The sequence below is a fragment of the Virgibacillus ndiopensis genome (assembly GCF_900187325.1).
Classification (GTDB): domain Bacteria; phylum Bacillota; class Bacilli; order Bacillales; family Amphibacillaceae; genus Virgibacillus_E; species Virgibacillus_E ndiopensis.
Genome location: NZ_FZMZ01000005.1, coordinates 822948 through 838260, shown reverse-complemented (window position 1 = coordinate 838260; position 15313 = coordinate 822948). Strand labels below are relative to the sequence as shown.

General features: G+C 35.2%; 14 protein-coding genes and 1 other annotated feature. Of the genes, 13 read left to right on the top strand and 1 reads right to left on the bottom strand.

The window, feature by feature from the left end; genetic code table 11:
• The first annotated feature begins 8 nt into the window (after nucleotides 1-8).
• The 13 genes from mnmA to greA all read left to right on the top strand — a co-directional run bounded on the left by mnmA (nucleotide 9) and on the right by greA (nucleotide 13566).
• Nucleotides 9-1121: a tRNA 2-thiouridine(34) synthase MnmA gene (gene mnmA / locus CS937_RS11625; protein WP_099158615.1), complete on the top strand. Its 1113-nt coding sequence runs from the start codon at nucleotides 9-11 to the stop codon at nucleotides 1119-1121.
• A gap of 95 nt (nucleotides 1122-1216) precedes the next feature.
• Nucleotides 1217-1885 carry a tetratricopeptide repeat protein gene (locus CS937_RS11620; RefSeq protein ID WP_099158614.1) on the top strand — a complete coding sequence of 223 codons (669 nt, stop codon included), beginning with the start codon at nucleotides 1217-1219 and terminating at the stop codon, nucleotides 1883-1885.
• Nucleotides 1886-1903: 18 nt separating this feature from the next.
• Nucleotides 1904-4234, top strand: a complete 2331-nt coding sequence (recD2, locus tag CS937_RS11615; RefSeq protein ID WP_099158613.1) for an SF1B family DNA helicase RecD2 — start codon at nucleotides 1904-1906, stop codon at nucleotides 4232-4234.
• A 229-nt stretch (nucleotides 4235-4463) separates the two neighbouring features.
• A complete protein-coding gene (locus CS937_RS11610) occupies nucleotides 4464-4658 on the top strand; it encodes a hypothetical protein (RefSeq protein WP_099158612.1) in 195 nt (64 codons plus the stop codon).
• A 45-nt stretch (nucleotides 4659-4703) separates the two neighbouring features.
• Nucleotides 4704-5771, top strand: coding sequence for an AI-2E family transporter (locus CS937_RS11605; protein ID WP_099158611.1), 1068 nt, complete (start codon nucleotides 4704-4706; stop codon nucleotides 5769-5771).
• A gap of 49 nt (nucleotides 5772-5820) precedes the next feature.
• Nucleotides 5821-6030 (top strand) — a binding site (T-box leader).
• Nucleotides 6031-6527: 497 nt separating this feature from the next.
• Nucleotides 6528-9164 carry an alanine--tRNA ligase gene (gene alaS, locus CS937_RS11600; protein ID WP_099158610.1) on the top strand — a complete coding sequence of 879 codons (2637 nt, stop codon included), beginning with the start codon at nucleotides 6528-6530 and terminating at the stop codon, nucleotides 9162-9164.
• A 99-nt stretch (nucleotides 9165-9263) separates the two neighbouring features.
• Nucleotides 9264-9530: an IreB family regulatory phosphoprotein gene (locus CS937_RS11595; protein ID WP_099158609.1), complete on the top strand. Its 267-nt coding sequence runs from the start codon at nucleotides 9264-9266 to the stop codon at nucleotides 9528-9530.
• Nucleotides 9531-9534: 4 nt separating this feature from the next.
• On the top strand, nucleotides 9535-9951 hold the full coding sequence (gene ruvX, locus CS937_RS11590) for a Holliday junction resolvase RuvX (protein WP_099158608.1): 417 nt from the start codon (nucleotides 9535-9537) through the stop codon (nucleotides 9949-9951).
• 11 nt (nucleotides 9952-9962) lie between these two features.
• Entirely contained in the window at nucleotides 9963-10253 is a 291-nt protein-coding gene (locus CS937_RS11585; RefSeq protein ID WP_099158607.1) for a DUF1292 domain-containing protein, read from the top strand.
• Between the two features lie 146 nt (nucleotides 10254-10399).
• Nucleotides 10400-11518 carry an endolytic transglycosylase MltG gene (gene mltG / locus CS937_RS11580; RefSeq protein ID WP_099158606.1) on the top strand — a complete coding sequence of 373 codons (1119 nt, stop codon included), beginning with the start codon at nucleotides 10400-10402 and terminating at the stop codon, nucleotides 11516-11518.
• A gap of 83 nt (nucleotides 11519-11601) precedes the next feature.
• Entirely contained in the window at nucleotides 11602-12237 is a 636-nt protein-coding gene (locus tag CS937_RS11575) for an O-methyltransferase (protein WP_099158605.1), read from the top strand.
• 20 nt (nucleotides 12238-12257) lie between these two features.
• A complete protein-coding gene (udk, locus tag CS937_RS11570) occupies nucleotides 12258-12896 on the top strand; it encodes a uridine kinase (protein WP_099158604.1) in 639 nt (212 codons plus the stop codon).
• A gap of 193 nt (nucleotides 12897-13089) precedes the next feature.
• On the top strand, nucleotides 13090-13566 hold the full coding sequence (gene greA, locus CS937_RS11565) for a transcription elongation factor GreA (RefSeq protein WP_099158603.1): 477 nt from the start codon (nucleotides 13090-13092) through the stop codon (nucleotides 13564-13566).
• Nucleotides 13567-13629: 63 nt separating this feature from the next.
• Here the strand turns inward: greA and CS937_RS11560 are convergent, their stop codons facing one another.
• Entirely contained in the window at nucleotides 13630-15057 is a 1428-nt protein-coding gene (locus CS937_RS11560) for a zinc ribbon domain-containing protein (protein ID WP_099158602.1), read from the bottom strand.
• Nucleotides 15058-15313 lie beyond the last annotated feature (256 nt).

Here is a 15313-nt window from a genome sequence, read left to right as displayed (position 1 = left end):
GAATATGCATGAAAAGTAAACAAGAAACAAGAGTGGTAGTTGGAATGAGTGGTGGAGTAGATTCATCTGTTGCTGCTTTACTTTTAAAAGAGCAGGGATATGATGTCGTAGGTATTTTCATGAAAAACTGGGATGATACTGATGAAAACGGGGTATGCACTGCCACGGAAGACTTTGAAGATGTAGTCCGTGTATGTAATCAAATTGGTATCCCATATTATGCAGTCAATTTTGAAAAACAATATTGGGATAAAGTATTTACCTATTTTCTTGATGAATATAAAGCTGGGAGAACACCAAATCCTGATGTCATGTGTAATAAAGAAATTAAGTTTAAAGCATTCTTGGACCATGCGATGTCATTAGGTGCTGACTATTTGGCAACCGGACATTATGCACAAGTACGCTATCATGATGGTAAATATGAGATGTTACGTGGTGTTGATGATAACAAAGATCAAACGTATTTTTTGAACCAATTAACCAGTGACGTTTTAGCGAAAGTAATGTTCCCATTAGGGCATTTACCTAAACAAAAAGTGAGAGAAATTGCAATGCAGCATGATCTAGCAACAGCTACCAAGAAAGATAGTACTGGAATATGCTTTATTGGTGAACGTAATTTCAAGGAATTCCTAAGCGAATATTTGCCTGCACAACCAGGTGAAATGAAAACGTTAAGTGGTATTGAAAAAGGAACACACGACGGACTTATGTATTATACAATTGGCCAACGTCAGGGACTTGGGATTGGAGGATCAGGTGATCCGTGGTTTGTAGTCGGGAAAAATTTAAAGGAAAATGTTCTTTACGTTGAACAAGGCTTTAGCCACTCGACACTTTACTCAGATGGTTTAATAGCTACTGATGTAAACTGGATTAATGAAAATAATATGGAGAAAACATTTACTTGCACAGCAAAATTTCGTTATCGTCAAAAAGATAGTGCAGTAACTGTGCATATCCTGGACAATGGTAATGTACATGTTGAATTTAACATAAAAGAACGTGCCATTACACCTGGACAGGCCGTTGTATTTTACGATGGAGAGGTTTGCCTAGGCGGTGGCACCATAAACGAGGTAATAAAAGACAATAAATACTTGGATTATGTAGGATAATACAAAATAAGTAAGGACCATGTTCCAGCAAACCGATTCTAGTGGTTCTTGGATAATGGTCCTGTATTTTTCCTTATGTGGAGAGGATTGTATAAATGGACAAAAATACACAGGCAATTGAGTATATGAGGGAACAAAAATATGAAGAGTCTGCTAGGCTTTTTACTGAAGTTATTGAAGAAAATCCAGATGATCCAGTTGGATATATTAATTTCGGTAACCTATTAATTCATATCCACGAATTGACACGGGCAGAAAACTTTTTTCAACGAGCTATTGAAATAGATGAACATGCTGCAACCGCATACTATGGATTAGGTAATTTATATTTTGAGCAATCGCTTTATCCGAAGGCAGCGGAAAACTTTAAAAAAGCTATTGAGTTGGGCTTGGAAGAAAGTGACGTTTATTATATGCTAGGTATGACATTTCAAAAACAAGATCAATTAAAGCTTTCCCTACCATATCTCCTTCGTGCGTCTGAAATGGATAAGGATGACGATGAAGTTTTATTTCAATACGGATTAGCTCTAGCACAATGTAATCATATCGAGGAAGCGGATTCGGTTTTTAAGAGTGTGTTAAAAAAGAATTCTGAGCATAGTGATGCACACTATAATTTAGGTGTAATCGCTTTATATAATGATGATGCGATGGGAGCGTTGGACCACTTTAACAAAGCTATAACAATTCAGCCGGATCATATATTGGCGGCTAACGGTAAGAAACAGGTTGAAGCGTTGTTAAAGCAAAACGAAGCGTAAGATGGCGAGGTTGTTTAGATGGAGCAGGAACGACAATCTATCGAAAATGAAGAGCAAGGGTTTATTAAGGGCGTGCTTATGTACACCATTTTTCATAATGAACAAGAACATTTTTCAATTGCTAAAATAAAAGTTGAGGATACGAACGAGGAATTAAAGGAGAAAGATATTGTAGCAAAGGGCTATTTTTCGAATTTACAAGAAGACAAAACGTATTGTTTTTACGGAACCTTCGAGAAACATCCTAAGTTTGGTATACAGTATAAGGTAAATTCTTATCAAACTGTTATACCTGATACAAAAGATGGGTTAATTGCCTATCTATCTAGTGACATGTTCTATGGAATTGGTAAAAAGACTGCTAAAAGGATAGTAGACCATTTAGAAGAAAATGCAATCTCTAAAATCTTAAACAACAAAGATGTACTAAATGATATCCCTGGACTTAAAAATGACAAGGCTGAAATGCTTGTTAAAAGTTTACAGGAAAATCAAGGGTTTGAGCATATTGTTGTCCAGTTAGCTAAATACGGAATTGGTTTAAAAATAGCGCAAAAAATCTATAAAGAATATAAAGATGAAGCGCTAACTATTTTACATGAAGATCCATATCAATATGTGTTCGATATTGAGGGATTTGGGTTCCAAAAGGCTGATGAAATAGCACAACAAAGTGGTCTTTCTTTAACACATCCGAATCGATTAGGTGCTGGATGTATTTATGTACTGCAAAGAAGCATTCAAGATGGCCATGTTTATACTCCATTAGACAATTGTTTAAAACAGGTCGTTAGTTTGCTATACCACGATAACGAAATGCTATCAGAAAAAGATATTACAGATAGATTGATGGAATTAAACAAAGAGAAGAAAGTTATTATTCAAAATGGAAATGTCTATTTACCATCCTTGTATTATGCAGAAGATGGTTTTGCATCGCACTTAAAGCGTCTGATTACTAAACCGATTGAAAAGACAACATCCTTGGCAGAATTAATGAAGATAATCGGAGATATTGAGGAACAAGAAGTATTAAGCTATGGAAAAGAGCAATTTTCTGCAATTAATCAATCTTTAGATTCAAAAATTACAATTGTCACTGGTGGTCCAGGTACAGGAAAAACCACTGTTATTAAGGGTATTCTAAAAGCTTATGCAGCAATTCACGATGTTGCACTTGACCCTAAAGATTACGAAAATAAAGCAGATTATCCGTTTATCTTAACAGCGCCTACAGGTAGAGCGGCAAAAAGGTTAAATGAATCGACAGGATTGCCGGCTGTTACTATTCACCGTCTATTAGGCTGGGATGGAAAAGACGGATTTGAGAAAAATCAGCAGGAACCATTAGATGGCAAATTTTTAATAGTTGATGAATTTTCAATGGTTGACATATGGCTTGCAAACAGTTTATTTAAGGCAATTCCAGATGATATGCAAGTCCTCTTAGTTGGTGACGAGGATCAACTACCTTCTGTGGGTCCTGGTCAAGTATTAAGTGATTTACTGTCTAGTGATTTGCTCCCGTTTGTAAGTCTTAATGAAGTATACCGACAAAAAGAAGGGTCAAAAATAATTCAGCTTGCCCATACAATAAAAAATAATGTATGCTCAAGTGAATCTCTTCAAAATGATAAAGATTTTAGTTTCATCCATTGTCACGAGCAACAAATGATTGATGTAATTACAAAAATTTATTCACATGCACGTTCAAAAGGGATTGACATAAAAGATATTCAAGTTCTTGCACCAATGTACAGATCGCAGGCAGGGATAACACGCATCAATAAAGAACTGCAAAATTTAGTAAACCCAAAATCAACAACCAAACGTGAAGTAAAAGCCGCAAATGATGTTGTGTTCCGGGTAGGTGATAAAGTCATTCAACTTGTCAATCAGCCAGAGGACAATGTGTACAATGGAGACATTGGTGAAGTGGTAGCTATCTTTACTGAAGACGAAAACACGGATAATGTAGAACAATTGGTGATTACATATGAGGGTAAGGAAGTAATATATGAACGTAAAGATTACATTAATATCATGCATGCTTATTGTATATCTATTCATAAATCACAAGGTAGTGAATTTCCAATTGTCATTCTTCCAGTAGTGTCTGCATACAATCGCATGCTGCGCAAGAATTTGTTATATACAGCGATTACTAGAAGTAAGCAGTCGTTAATTATTTGCGGGGAAGAAAATGCGTTTCTAAGAGGCGTTCGCACGTTAGATACTAATAAACGATACACATCATTAAAAGAACAACTTCAGGAAAGATTGTCAGACATGGAAACAAAACCTGTATTAGAAGAAGAAAAAGAAATAACACCTTATGATTTTATGTGAAATTATAAGTGGAGCGGCCTTGGTTATGCTGCACAAAACTTAGGTAATGGACAGGCTGAGAGCACGATGTTTTAGATCGCTCCAGAGTGTCCATTACTTACTTTTCGACCCGTGGATCTAGCCGAGGTAGTTAAGTTATTTTACCGATATGTAGTTACAAATGTATATTTTTCACAATTCGGGTTAGGCTAACGAATAAAATTTATTTTGCTGAAAAGGAGCATTATGTATGATGCAATGCCCGAATTGCCAAGGAAAAGATATCGGAAAAATTGGCTCACAACAATTTTACTGCTGGAATTGTTTTATCGAACTATCTGTAACAGATGACAATGAATTAACCGTACATCAAATAGAAGCTGACGGTTCCTTGAGTTCATTAAATGACTTATTTACTGATGATGAACGAAGAATCCAGTGGTAGTTCTTAGTCACAAATATGATTTTTTTGTACTAGGGAGTGCTGTTTATGTTTAAAGCGAAAAAGCCGTTAAATTTTCTATACTGGATTGTCATCGGCATACTAGTATTTTTATTCCTATATTTACTCGTAAAACTGTTCCCCATCTATGGAACTGTTTTTTCTTTTCTTTGGCACCTTCTTGCTCCTTTTATTGTGTCAGGGCTCATTGCATATCTCTTATTTCCTATTGTTAAAAAAATTCATTCCTATCACATCCCAAAAGCTTTGGCTATTCTTTTAATTTATATTCTTTTTTTCGCGGGGATTGGTTATTTGACTTATCGTGTTTATCCTGCCGTTCTTCATCAATTAAAAGATTTAACGGAACAGTTACCACAGTTAATTGATATGTATCAGGACTTAATATACCATCTTTACGAATATACCTCGTTTTTACCTGAAGCTGTACATGATAAAATGGATCAATTGATAGTTGGAATGGAACAGTCTTTAGAGAATTTATTGGGCAAACTAATAAGTGGGTTTACAAAAATTTTTGATATGATTATTTTTCTTACGGTTATCCCTGTCTTAGTCTTTTATTTACTAAAAGACTTTAACAAAATCAAAAATTATTTTAAAAAATGGATACCAGCTAAGTATCATGAGCAAAGTAGTGAGCTGTTTCATGCAATTGATGAAAGTTTGGGTAATTACATACGCGGTCAGTTACTTGTCTGTTTGTTTGTAAGCTTAACTACGTTTGTTGCTTTTCAGTTTTTGCACATTAAATACGCATTGTTACTAGCGATCATTATGGGATTAACCAACATAATTCCATACTTTGGACCAATTATTGGAGCGGTTCCAGCTGTAGCTATTACATTAACAATGTCTGCAAAGTTAATCATATTTGTGTTATTAGCGATTTTTATCGTACAACTTATCGAGAGTAATTTGCTTTCGCCGTATATTGTCGGAAAAAGTATTGATATACATCCAATAGCGATTATATTTGCTTTATTATTGGGTGGGCAAATAGGCGGTGTAATAGGTATGATTGTGGCGGTTCCGCTATTAACAATATTAAAGGTAATTGTTACGCATGTTACGTTGGTTAGACAACATCGTTGACTTTTCAGGCATAATTTTCTATAATATCGCTAAACTAGTATTTAATATAATGAACATGTTGAAGGTTCCAAGTACATGATACCCTTCCTTTAAGAGATGGATTTTCATTTGGCTGAGAGAAATCCAAGGTAAAGACTCATGGAAAGCTAAACTGGAGTACGGTTAAAACCCGTCGGATTGCACACCGTTATTGTGATAAGTGACAAGCGATTAAATTCGTTTGTAATTAGGGTGGTACCGCGAATATCTCGTCCCTGCATTGTGCAGAGAGAGGTATTTTTTTTAGGCTGTTTTATAAAAAGTTGTTGTTTTTGACACAAAAAGACATAAAAAGCGATGTAAATTTGTGCTTGGACAGCCGTTCCGGAAATACACTTCGCTTTCCGTGGGCTCGCGGTGTCTCCGTGTATTTCCTTCACTAGTTTTACGTTTACTGGCCATTAGGTGGAATAAGAAATTCGATATAAGACAGCATTATACCACATCACTAGTCTGGGTGAGCGGAGGGTGGTGACTCCTGCGGGAATAGCCCGTGTCCGAAGACCCCGCAGAGTGGTTTTCTCGAGGAGGCTGAGGCCGTGCCCGTGGAAAGCATCCACCCGAAGTGAATCCGGACGGAGGTCAAGAATTGGACGTAATTTTAGAAAGCATTCCATTAGTTGCGCTTTTTGAAACTACGAAAGTAAAAAAGCAACAAAATTTATGAAAAGAGCCTATTTTTATTTTGAAATGAAAATAATAAGTGGAGGGTATAAAATGAAACAGCTAAGTTCACAAGAAATACGGCAAATGTTTTTAGATTTTTTTAAAGAAAAAGGACACCGCATTGAACCAAGTGCATCATTAGTACCGAATGAAGATCCAACATTGCTTTGGATTAATAGTGGTGTAGCAACGTTAAAAAAATATTTTGATGGTCGCGTAATTCCTGAGAATCCCCGCATTGTTAATGCACAGAAATCAATTCGCACAAACGATATTGAAAATGTTGGTTATACTGCGAGACATCAAACATTTTTTGAAATGCTAGGGAATTTTTCGATAGGAGATTATTTTAAAAAGGATGCTATTGCATGGGCGTGGGAATTTTTAACAGATGAAAAGTGGATTAACTTCGATCCAGAGCTTTTATCCGTTACCGTTCACCCTGAGGATGATGAAGCTTATGATTTATGGCTAAACGAAATAAAACTTCCTAAAGAGCGAATTATTCGTCTTGAAGAAAACTTCTGGGATATTGGTGAAGGACCAAGTGGACCAAATACGGAAATTTTCTACGACCGTGGGGAGAAGTATGGGAATGATCCAAGCGATCCAGAGTTGTATCCTGGTGGGGAAAATGATCGCTATTTAGAAATCTGGAATTTAGTTTTTTCGCAGTTCAACCATAATCCAGATGACACGTACACACCGCTACCTAAAAAGAATATTGATACAGGAATGGGCTTCGAACGTATGGTTTCTGTTATTCAAGATGTACCAACAAATTATGAAACAGATTTGTTCATGCCAATCATTAAGAAGACAGAGGACCTAGCAAGTGTCACATATGGCAAGACTAAAGAAGGTGATACAGCATTCAAGGTAATTGCTGACCATATTAGAACTGTAGCATTTGCAATTGGTGATAGTGCTCTACCATCAAACGAAGGTAGAGGATATATATTAAGACGGCTACTAAGAAGAGCAGTCCGCTATGCAAAACAAATAGGTATTGAAAAGCCATTTATGTACAAACTAGTATCCGTTGTAGGAGATATTATGAAGGACTTTTATCCAGAGGTCCTCAAGCAACAGGAATATATTGAAAATGTAATTAAAACAGAAGAAGACCGTTTTCATGAGACATTGAATGAAGGATTAGATATTCTGAACACTATTATGGAGAAGGAAAAGCGTAATGGAAGTTCAGTATTTCCTGGAACAGAGGTATTTCGATTATATGATACATATGGCTTCCCAAAAGAATTGACGGAAGAGTATGTTGAAGAAGAAGGATTTACTATTGATGAAGTTGGATTTGAAGAAGAAATGGCAAAGCAGCGAGAGCGAGCACGTAACGCACGTCAAAAGGTTGACTCTATGCAGGTACAAGATGAAATTCTAAGTAAAGTAACTGCTGAAAGTGAATTTGTCGGTTATGAGAAACTGGAAGTGGATACAACAATCGTACAAATTATAAACGACAAAGAAATGGTTGATACTGTAAAAGAAGGCGAGGATGTCGTGTTATTCTTGGACAAAACCCCTTTTTATGCAGAAAGTGGTGGACAGATTGCTGATAACGGTTGGATTTACACTGACGGAGCGTCTGCATTCGTAGAAAATGTTCAAAAGGCACCTAAAGGGCAACATATTCATCAAGTGAGAGTGAAAGATGGAGAACTAAAAGTTGGGCAAAAGGTAAAAGCAATTGTTGACAGTAAATTCCGTAAAGCGATAGTCAAAAATCATACAGCTACACACTTATTGCATCAAGCGTTGAAGGATTTATTAGGTAACCATGTAAATCAGGCAGGATCTCTAGTTACACCAGATAGATTACGTTTTGACTTCTCCCATTTTGGAGCAATTACCAGTGAAGAGCTAGAAAAAATTGAGCAAATTGTGAACGAACAAGTCTGGAAATCTACACAATTGGTTATTGAGAATAAAAAGATTGCCGAGGCTAAAGAAATGGGGGCAATGGCATTATTCGGTGAGAAATATGGAGATATTGTACGAGTCGTCCAGGTTGGAGACTATAGTATAGAATTGTGTGGAGGCTGTCATGTTCGAAATACAGCAGAAATAGGCTTGTTCAAGATTGTTTCAGAAACAGGAATTGGTGCTGGGACAAGAAGAATTGAAGCTGTAACAAGCGAAAAAGCCTATCATTATGTTAACGACAAAATCAATTTGTTAAACAATGCTGCACACCTCTTAAAAACAAATGATGAAAAGGTCTCAGAGCGAATTGAAGTGTTATTCCAGGATATTAAATCACTTCAAAAGGAAAACGAATCACTTAGTGCAAAATTATCGAATGTGGAAGCTTCATCAATATTAGATCAAGTTGAAACAATTGATGGTGTGAAATTGTTAGCACAAAAAGTAAGTGTGAAAGATATGAATCAATTAAGAAATATGGTAGATGATTTAAAACAAAAACTCGAGTCTGGCATCATTCTACTTGCTGCAGAAAACAATAAAAAAGTACAATTAGCAGCAGGGGTTTCAAACGATTTAATTGAAAAGGGACTACATGCTGGAAATTTAATTAAACAAGCAGCGCAACTTTGTGGTGGGGGCGGTGGAGGCCGTCCGGACATGGCTCAAGCAGGTGGTAAAGACCCACAAAAAATTGAACAGGCTTTGCTATATGCGAGTCAATATGTTAAAGATAATATATAGAATGAAGGTCTTGTCTCTTATCTAGCATAAAAAGATATAATATTAGGTACAAACATGTTAGAATAAGAATGAAGGCAAAACTTGGAATGAGGTGTCACTATGAGCTCTATTGATAAGACGATGAAATTTAATTTTTCGGAAGAACCATTTGATCAGGATATTAAAGAGATTTTAATGACTGTTCACGATTCACTTAGAGAGAAAGGGTATAATCCGATTAATCAAATTGTGGGTTATTTGTTAAGTGGTGACCCTGCATATATCCCAAGATATAATGATGCACGGAATTTGATCCGGAAAGTTGAACGTGATGAAGTTATCGAGGAATTGGTAAAATTCTATTTAGAACAACAGGCAAAAGGGTAAATAAATGAAAATAATAGGCTTAGATGTGGGGTCCAAAACAATTGGGGTTGCGGTAAGCGACGCATTTGGATGGACCGCACAGGGATTGACAACAATTAAATGGGATGAAAATGATATCACTTCTGCTGATGATGAGTTAAAGGAAATTCTTGCTCAGCACGAAGTAGAAAAAGCAGTAATAGGTTTACCTAAAAATATGAATGGTACGATTGGCGAACGTGGAGAGGCATCAGAGCGATATGCAAGACACGTAGAAGAAACACACCAGATTCCAACCGTATTATGGGATGAACGATTGACAACGATTGCTGCAGAACGTGTACTTTTAGAAGCGGATGTCAGTAGAAAGAAACGGAAAAAAGTAATTGATAAAATGGCAGCAGTAATGATATTACAGGGCTTTCTGGAGTCTAAAAATTAAGGAGTGTAGGCATGGCACTAGAAGAAAAAGAACGTATTATTGTCCCTGATGAAAACGGGGAAGAACATTTATTTGAGGTTTTATTTACATTTGACGTTGATCAAACAAATCAATCGTATATTGCAGTAGTTCCAGTTGAACAGAAAGATGACGAAGAAGTTGAAGTTTATGCTTTTCGTTATGAAGAAAATGAAAAAGATGATAATGATTTGTCACTATTTCCAATTGATTCTGATGAGGAATGGGAAATGGTCGAGGAAATGCTAAATACGTTAGCAGATGAGGAAGAAAATGAACAATAAGTAAAATTATACAAAAAGCTGATGTTGAGGCTTAGACATCAGCTTTTTTGTGTGTTTTTTATGGGAATTACGGTACTATTTTTAGCGAATAATGGCATATCTTATATTTTTTTAGTATAATATACCGGATGAGAGGGGGATACTTGATGTCCAAAAAGAAAAACAAAGGAAGCTATAAGGACAACCTAATTGCTAGAAGTGATGAAGCTAGAACGGTTCGTAAAATCGTATCGATAATTATAATATCGTTAATTCTAATCCTTATAGTAGGTGGTATCTCGGGGTACATGTACGTAAAATCAGCGTTAAAACCTGTAGATTCATCGAGTAAGAAGGAAATTAATGTTGAAATTCCAATGGGATCTTCAACATCTGATATTGCACATATTTTAGAAGAAGAGGGCATTATAAAAGATGCACGTGTATTTCGCTTTTACATAAAGTTTCAGAATGAGTCGGATTTCCAGGCTGGGGAATATGCTTTGATGAAATCAATGACACTAGATGAAATTATCGAAGCGTTACAAAAAGGAAAAGTAATGGAAGAACCACTATATACAGTCACCATACCTGAAGGAAAAACAATAGAGCAAATTGCTGAAATTTATGCCAACAAATTACAGATAAAGAAAGAAGACTTTTTAAACAAAGTAAATGATCCAAAATATGTTGAACAATTGATGAATGAATATCCTGAGATTTTGACGAATGCCATATTGGAACCAGATATTAGAACACCGTTGGAGGGCTATCTATTTGCAGCAACATATGATTTTTATGAAGAAAAACCAACTGCTGAAGCGATAGTGGAAAAAATGCTTAAAAAAACAGTTGCAGTTGTTACGCCTTATTTAGATGATATAGCTGCCAAAGATTCTACAGTCCATGAAGCAATAACAATGGCATCATTAGTAGAAAATGAAGCTAAAACCGTAGAACAACGCAAAATGATTGCAGGGGTTTTTTATAATCGACTAGAAGCGGGAATGAAGCTTCAAACAGACCCAACTGTTCAATATGCTATGGGTGAGCACAAAGATAAAGTGACCTATAAGGATTTAGAAATTAAGTCGCCGTACAACACTTATTATGTTACAAAGTTACCTGTTGGTCCTATTTCAAACTTTGCAGAGAGTTCGTTAAAAGCAACACTTAAGCCTGAAGAAACAGAATATAAGTATTTCCTACATGATTCAGAAGGGAAAATTCATTATTCCAAAACGAATGAAGAGCATAATAAGCTTAAGGAGCAATATATTGACTAAAAAATATCCGGAAGTGTGAATTAAATTTCACATTTCCCGTTTTTTTAGTGCATTCTGGGATAAAATGAATGGAGGCTGATAAGATGGATGTGCAAGAACAAAACTATTTAACTAAATTATTACCTCCACAAGAGGATTGGGTTACTGATCTTGAAAGGCAAGCAAAGGAAGAACGTGTGCCAATCATGGACCCGTTAGGCATGAATTATTTAATGCAACTAATAAAAATGACTAAACCGAAAACAATTCTGGAGATTGGAACTGCAATCGGGTATTCAGCACTAAGGATGCTTGAAGCTCATCCTAATGCACAAATTGTTACAATTGAGCGTGACGAAAGACGGTATAACCAGGCGCTGGAAAATATTCAGCGTCAATCAAAACAAAATCATATTCATGTGATTTATGGAGATGCGCTTGAAAAGTCTCAGGAGATTAAAGATCGAGGGTCCTTTGATATGATGTTTATAGATGCAGCAAAAGGTCAATACCAACGATTTTTTGAATTGTATAGTCAGCTCGTTCCCAGAGGTGGCATAATTGTTTCTGATAATGTATTATTTAAAGGTTATGTTGCTGATTCATCGAAAGACCATCCTCGTCACAGTAAAATTGGTCAAAAAGTTAGAAACTATAATGAGTGGCTGGTACGGCATCCTGAGTTTTCAACGACAATTGTTCCAATTGGAGATGGAGTCGCTATTAGTATAAAAAAATAACGAGAGGAGTACCTTATTTCATGCAAGATAAGCCAGTTGTAATAGGTGTGGCAGGAGGAAGTGGAAGTGGAAAAACCACAGTAACACGCTCTATCTGTCAACGCTTTTCTGATAAAACAATTCTTGTCATCGAACAAGACTATTATTATAAAGATCAAAGCCATTTACCTTTTGAGGAACGATTAAATACAAATTATGATCATCCACTTGCATTTGATAATGACTTATTGATTAAGCATATTTATGATTTGATGAATCAAAAAACAATTGAAAAACCAGTATATGATTACAAAATTCATACACGTTCAAAAGATGTTATTCCAGTGGAACCTAAAGAGGTTATTATATTAGAAGGAATATTAATATTAGAAGATCCGCGGCTAGTTGACTTAATGGATATTAAGGTATTTGTCGATACAGATGCCGATGTAAGGATAATCCGTCGCTTGTTAAGAGATATTAAGGAACGTGGACGAACGCTTGATTCCGTTATCGATCAATATATTAATAATGTAAGACCGATGCACCTACAATTTGTTGAACCAACAAAGCGTTATGCTGATATAATTATTCCAGAAGGTGGTCAAAACCATGTCGCTATTGATATCATGGCCACTAAAATTGAGAACATTTTATCGAAAAATCGCGAAAACAAATAAAGAAAAAGTATTGAAAATTTAAATAAAGTCTGCCATAGTAAATATTAGTATATTATGTTATTACTTATTTAAATGGGCGCACAGAGGTGCTGCTTATTTTTATCGGTTCAGTAGGTGAAATAAATCTAATACTGAATAATGATTCACTTTATATTGGTATTTTCAGTGGAGAATGAAAAGGAGTGTTTTTTTAATGGCTACAGAGAAAAGTTATTACATGACACAAGAGGGGAAAGAAAAATTAGAGAAAGAACTACATTATTTGAAAACAGAAAGAAGACAAGAAGTTGTTGAACGTATAAAGGTTGCGCGTGGGTTTGGGGATTTATCCGAGAACTCAGAGTATGACGCAGCTAAAGATGAACAAGCATTTGTGGAATCACGTATTGCACAAGTAGAAAAAATGATTCGTAATGCAGTTATAATTGAGAATGATAATGATAACCCGGACATTGTTTCATTAGGAAAATCAGTAACATTTACAGAATTACCTGACGGAGAGGAAGAAACGTATACCATTGTTGGAAGTGCTGAAGCCGATCCATTTGAAGGAAAAATTTCCAATGATTCACCTATGGCAAAAAGCTTACTAGGTCATGAAGTAGGAGAAGAAGTTGCTGTTGCAACTCCAGGTGGGGAGATTCAGGTTAAGATTGTAAAGATAAATTAAAGCGTAAATGAAAGTTGTAAAAAGCGGATGATCCAGTATCATCCGCTTTTTATCAATTCCTTATCAAAATGTAAATGTTATCTTATCTTTTTCATCTATGAAATTGTAGTATACCTCGTATTTGTTAAGCTTCCATTTCCCAGCTTTTTCATCATAAATAACGGTAAGCATTTTTGTTCTTGTATATTGTTTCTTTTCTTCATCCAGTAATAACCACCCTAACGATTCATTTGGTTCATGGAAGGTCAGTTCAGTTTTTATATTTAATTTGTAAGCCTTTAGATTATCATCATATTCTGGATTTAGTAATGACTTACTATCGTATACTGATTTAACCAACTTTCCAGTATAATTAGGATACTGCTTGTTAATATTTTTCATTCTTTTAGTTAAATCTTTCTTCATTGCATCTGTGAAATTATCCTTCATGACAGAAGCATCCTGTTTTGTTAATGCCTGCATATATTGTGATATTGTATCATTTAATTTATTTAATAGTGCTTCTTGATCTTTTTCCGAAAGAGGATCAATTGTACTAAAAGTTAAATAATCACCATTTATAACTAGTTCCTCACTTTTACCAGTACCCCATGGAAATTCTTTTTCAACATGGGCTTTTACAGATTCATCTGTTGGGAACATGCCAAGTGATTTTTCATCTTTTCCAATAACAATGTCAGTCTTTTTCCCATTAATATATAAATTTGAGTCATCATATCGTGTGGTTGCTTTAACCTCAGCTACATCAAGTTTTAATGTGTGGACTAACGAAGGTTTACTTGAATCGAACAATTCAACTTCTTCTTCAACATTTGACGAAACATATGAATTATCAAATGTAGCTTTTAGTTGATGAATCCCTGGCATAAAAGGACCGAATTTTTCGTGATAATCTTTCCCTGTAGATGTACCCACTCTATTTCCATTAACAAAAAGGCCAACGTCTTTCGTATCCATGTAAAGGTCAAGATACATTGGGACAACCACTATTTCATAATTATCAAATAGCCACCATTTTTTGCCTTCTTTTATAATATTAACTGTTGCATATGTATCGTTTGAATATGCCATCCTATTTTCTCCTGATGTATTAATACTTTCTACCTGTTGATTCAGTCTATTGATTAACTTATCATATTTTTTAGGATTATTTGATAAGAATTCAATAAATAGAGAAGTGTTCTCCTTTGTTAACTCAAAAGAGTCATTAACTGGATTGATTAGATTTTTCAACGCTTTAGTATCCTTATTCTCCACTGCTTTTTCAAAGGCATCAACTGTATTTTCTGGTGTAAATTTCCCTTTACCGATAAAGAAAAAGGCAATAAAAGATAAAATGATGATCATTGCTATTGATGCAAAAACAATATACTTTTTATTCATAGGTTTATTTGAGTTTAGCCCTTTAGATTTATTGGACAATTGATTACCACACTCTGGGCAAAATTGTTTCTCCTCATTTGTTCTATAGCCACATTTTTTACACTCCATCGATTGACATTTCCCCCTTTCTGAGAAAACTGAATTGGATATATTCAATAATATAACAATCGTATCACACTGAAAAAAATTGATAATACCACTTTCTGCCTGTTTTATTTCTATCCATATAGGACTTTTTAATGGTTAAAGGGATATAAAAAAAGGACATCATTTATATTTTTACAGGTATGGGTAGTGGAATGGGTGTTAAATATTACAATTTGATTACAAACTATAAGGTAACAAATTTATATAAGTAAAAAAA